Below are 2,295 nucleotides of genomic sequence, written 5' to 3'. Positions count from 1 at the left end.
CAGCACTTCACCTGGCGCAGGCGCGGGCACTTTCACATCGCTGCGGTAGACGAGTTTTTCCGGCCCGCCGTGCCCGACAAGCAGCACGGCGGCCATGGTGGCGGGGAGGGTTCTGGTCATGGCATTCATAGTCGATCTCAGAGATTGGCAAACACGCTCTTGACCGCATCGGCGGTCTTCGACACGACGATGTCGGCTTCCTCGCGGGTCAGGCAGAGCGGCGGCGCGAAGCCAAGAATGTCGCCCTGCGGCATGGCGCGGCCGATGACGCCGCTTGCGGCAAGCGCTGTTGCCACCTGCGGTCCGATCTTCTGCGAAGCGTCGAAGAACACCCGGTCGTCCTTGTCGGCAACGAATTCCACCGCTGCCAGCATGCCGTCGCCGCGGACGTCACCGACATGCTTGTGGCCGCCGACCGCCTTGGCCAGCTCGGCGCGGAAATAGGCGCCCGTCTCCTTGGCATTTGTCACAAGATCCATCTCGTCGATCAGCTCGAGATTGGCCACACCGGCGGCAACGCAGATCGGATGTGCCGAATAGGTCCAGCCATGGCCGAGCGAACCGAGCTTGTCGGAGCCCTCAACCAGCACCTGCCACATCTTGTCGGCGACGATGACGCCCGACAGCGGCGCATAGGCCGAGGTCAGGCCCTTGGCGATGGTGATCAGGTCCGGCTTGATGCCGTAATGGTCGGAGCCGAACATGGTGCCCAGTCGGCCGAAGCCCGTCACCACTTCGTCGGCGACCAGCAGCACGTCGTACTTCTTAAGCACCGCCTGGATCTTTTCCCAATAGCCGGCCGGCGGCGGCACGATGCCGCCGGTGCCCAGGATCGGCTCGCCGATGAAGGCAGCGACGGTTTCCGGGCCCTCAGCCAGGATCATCTCCTCGAGCTTGTCGGCACAATGCTGCGAAAACTGCTCCTCGCTCATCGAGCGGTCGGCGCGGCGGAAGTAGTAGGGTGCCTCGGTGTGCAGGATCGGCGCGCGCGGCAGGTCGAAGGCGTTGTGGAACAGGTCGAGCCCGGTCAGCGATCCCGTCATCACGCCCGAGCCGTGATAGCCGCGCCAGCGCGAAATGATCTTCTTCTTCTCCGGCCGGCCGAGCACGTTGTTGTAGTACCAGATCAGCTTGATGTTGGTTTCGTTGGCATCCGAACCGGAGAGGCCGAAATAGACCCGCGACATGCCCTGCGGCGCGCGATCGATGATCATCTTGGCCAGCGTGATCGAGGCCTCGGTACCGTGGCCGACATAGGCGTGGTAATAGGCGAGGTTCTTCGCCTGGGCGGCGATGGCGTCAGCGATCTTCTGGCGGCCGTAGCCGACATTGACGCAATAGAGCCCGGCGAAGGCATCGAGGCTCTTCCTGCCATTGTTGTCCCACACGGTGACGCCTTCACCGCCGGCCATGATGCGTGTCGGGCTTTCGCCCCGCGCATGCGTGCCCATATGGGTCGAGGGATGGAAGAAGTGGTCGCGATCCCAGGCGGCGAGTTCGTTGGACTGGTCGAGCATTTTTTAACTCCTTGAGGGATGGCAGGACGAACCTAGGCGACGTCCAGACAGAGATACTTCAGATCGGTGAAGGCTTCGAGCCCGTGGCGCGAGCCTTCGCGCCCGATGCCCGATTGCTTGACGCCGCCGAACGGGATCGGCGCGCCGGTGATCTTGACGCGGTTGATGGCGACCATGCCGTAGTCGAGCGCGCGGCCCATGCGCTGCTGCCGGCCACCATTCTCGGTCACGACATAGGCGACGAGGCCATACTCGGTGGCGTTGGCGCGGGCGATCACGTCATCCTCGCTGTCGAACGGCGTCACGGCGGCAACCGGGCCAAACGTCTCCTCGCGCATGATCAGCGCTTCGTCACTGACATCGGCCAGCAGCGTCGGCTGGTAGAACAGCGGGCCGGCCTGGTGCCGCTTGCCGCCGGTGAGGCAGCGCGCGCCGTGAGCGATGGCATCGGCGACCTGTTCCTCCACCTTCTTGATGGCGCGCTCATGCATCAGCGGCCCGATGTTAATCTTCTCGGCTAGGCCATTGCCGGTCCGCAGCGTCTCGATGCGCTTGGCGAAGGCGGCGCAGAACCGATCGTAGATCGGACGCTGGACGTAGATGCGGTTGGCGGCGAGGCAGTCCTGGCCCGACGTGGCGAATTTAGCGTCGATGGCGATATCAACCGCTTTGTCCAGATCTGCATCGGCAAAGACGATCAGCGGGGCATGACCGCCAAGCTCCATCACCAGCCGCTTCATGGTCGGCGCGCTCTGGGCGGCGATCAGCCGGCCGATCT

2 protein-coding genes and 1 pseudogene are annotated in these 2,295 nt (G+C 64.2%); all 3 read right to left on the bottom strand.

Translation table 11 applies throughout. The features are described from left to right. A pseudogene (locus EN991_RS41320) lies at positions 1–129 on the bottom strand (Zn-dependent oxidoreductase); the annotation flags it as partial. Between the two features lie 8 nt (positions 130–137). Then, entirely contained in the window at positions 138–1,517 is a 1,380-nt protein-coding gene (locus EN991_RS32780; RefSeq protein ID WP_127370294.1) for an aspartate aminotransferase family protein, read from the bottom strand. 32 nt (positions 1,518–1,549) lie between these two features. After that, the coding region (locus EN991_RS32775) for an aldehyde dehydrogenase family protein (protein WP_127370293.1) at positions 1,550–2,295 on the bottom strand (746 nt) is incomplete at its 5' end.

Source organism: Mesorhizobium sp. M7A.F.Ca.US.005.03.2.1 (genome assembly GCF_003997795.1).
In the GTDB taxonomy this organism is placed as follows: Bacteria; Pseudomonadota; Alphaproteobacteria; order Rhizobiales; family Rhizobiaceae; genus Mesorhizobium; species Mesorhizobium ciceri.
Note: the sequence above shows the minus strand (reverse complement) of the source record. Positions and strands in the feature narration are given on the sequence as shown.

Bases quoted from the DNA above. Each gene is read 5' to 3' on its own strand.
- EN991_RS32780 (WP_127370294.1), bottom strand. From the start codon at position 1,517: ATGCTCGACCAGTCCAACGAACTCGCCGCCTGGGATCGCGACCACTTC.